This is a genomic window from Salibacterium halotolerans (genome assembly GCF_900115625.1).
Taxonomy (GTDB): domain Bacteria; phylum Bacillota; class Bacilli; order Bacillales; family Marinococcaceae; genus Salibacterium; species Salibacterium halotolerans.
Genome location: NZ_FOXD01000048.1, coordinates 1 through 1629, shown reverse-complemented (window position 1 = coordinate 1629; position 1629 = coordinate 1). Strand labels below are relative to the sequence as shown.

The 1629-nt window shown below is 55.2% G+C and carries 1 protein-coding gene; it reads left to right on the top strand.

All coding sequences use genetic code 11. The features are described from left to right. Positions 1-70 precede the first annotated feature (70 nt). Entirely contained in the window at positions 71-1483 is a 1413-nt protein-coding gene (locus tag BM124_RS18385; RefSeq protein WP_093339986.1) for an ISLre2 family transposase, read from the top strand. The last annotated feature ends 146 nt before the right edge of the window (positions 1484-1629 follow it).

The following is a 1629-nucleotide window of genomic DNA, read 5'->3' as shown; positions in this document are numbered from 1 at the left end:
AAAAAAGAGAAGGTCCTCTATCATCCATGTATGCCTAGGAAGCAAATACAGAGTGAAAAGAGGCCTTCTCATGACAACCATTATAACAGAAATGTATCAGATATTGAAAGAAACACCGGATGTCCTGGCCATGGAAGAAAAGCTGCAGCAGCTGATGTACCACTGGTTCAGTGATTTGGTGGGAGAGGCCCTCACCTCGCTGGATGAGCCGGTGAGAGAAGCCAAAAAGAAGGAAGGATGGGATGTTGAGACGCGGGATGCTAGAACCGTCCAGTTTTTATTCGGGCCGGTGGCGTACTCACGCACCCTGATGACCGATCGGGAAGGGATCTCTCATTATCCGCTGGATGAACACCTGTCTATTCAGCCGAATCAGCGGTACAGCCCTCTGGTGGAGGTGAAAACGGCGGAAATGACGGCTGAGAGCACGTACCGGGAAGTGGAAAGGGTCTTGAAGGAATGGACCCCGGTGAGCCTCTCTCACCAAACGGTGGGGGCCATCGTGAAACGGGTCGGGGAGGCTCAGGCTGAAGCAGACAAAGGGCTGGTGACCGAGCTGGATGAAGCCGCGGAGCTTCCATCCGGGCGTGAGGTCTCCCATCTCTATGCGGAAGCGGACGGGGTCTTTGTCCGCGGGACAGCCAAAAAGCAGGGGATTGAAGTAAGCCACGCCATCACGTATGAAGGCTGGGACACGAACGGAAAGCGGGTGGCCCTGCAGCATCCGAACGTATTGATGACGACGCAGCCGACAGCAGCATTCTGGAAGGAAGTCCAGGCGGCCACCGCTCATCGTTATTCGCTGGAAACCACGCAGGTCGTCACCAACAGCGATGGGGGAGCCGGGTACACCCCGGAGAAGTTCCAGGAAGCTTTCTCCCAATCCCAGTATCCGGTGCTGAACCAACTGGATGCCTATCATGTCCATCAGGCGCTGAACCGGGCTCTGGGTGCGGCCCAGAGTGAAACGAAAACGAAGATAAGGGAGGCTCTGCGGGAGCACAACCAGGACGATTTCCGGTTATGGCTGGACACGTATGAAAGCACGCTGGAAGAGGATAAAGCGATCGAGAAGGTAAAGAAGCTGCGCTCGTATATCCTGGAGAATTGGGATCGTATTATAGATTGGCGGGACCATGTGGAAGATCCGCCGGAAGGAGCCCGAAGCTTGGGAGCCATGGAGTCGAACCAGCGCCATGTCACCTTCCGGATGAAACGAAGAGGGATGCACTGGAGCCCCCGGGGTGCGGAGGCCATGGTGAAAATCAAACAGGGCCTCCTGAACCGAACGCTTCGGGAAGCCTATCTGGCCCGAAAGAAACCACGATCGGTCCGTCAGCAGCGACGATTCGCCCAAATGGTGCGGATGACTGATATACTTCGAGATCCGGTCCGTGAATCCAACGGGGCGACATCCGGAACCATAGCTCTGCATACTGCTCATTCCACAGCCATGGGACATATGGTGAAGAGCTTTTCCTAGACCTCTCTGTATGGCCTGCTTTCGCCAGAAAGCTGGGCATACAGAGAGGCCAGCAAGCGGAGCGCGGTAGAAGATTCGCGGTGTACAAAAATAGAGGGCTGAAAACGGCAGTCTTTCAGAACGACCGAGAAAAACTTGACGCATAC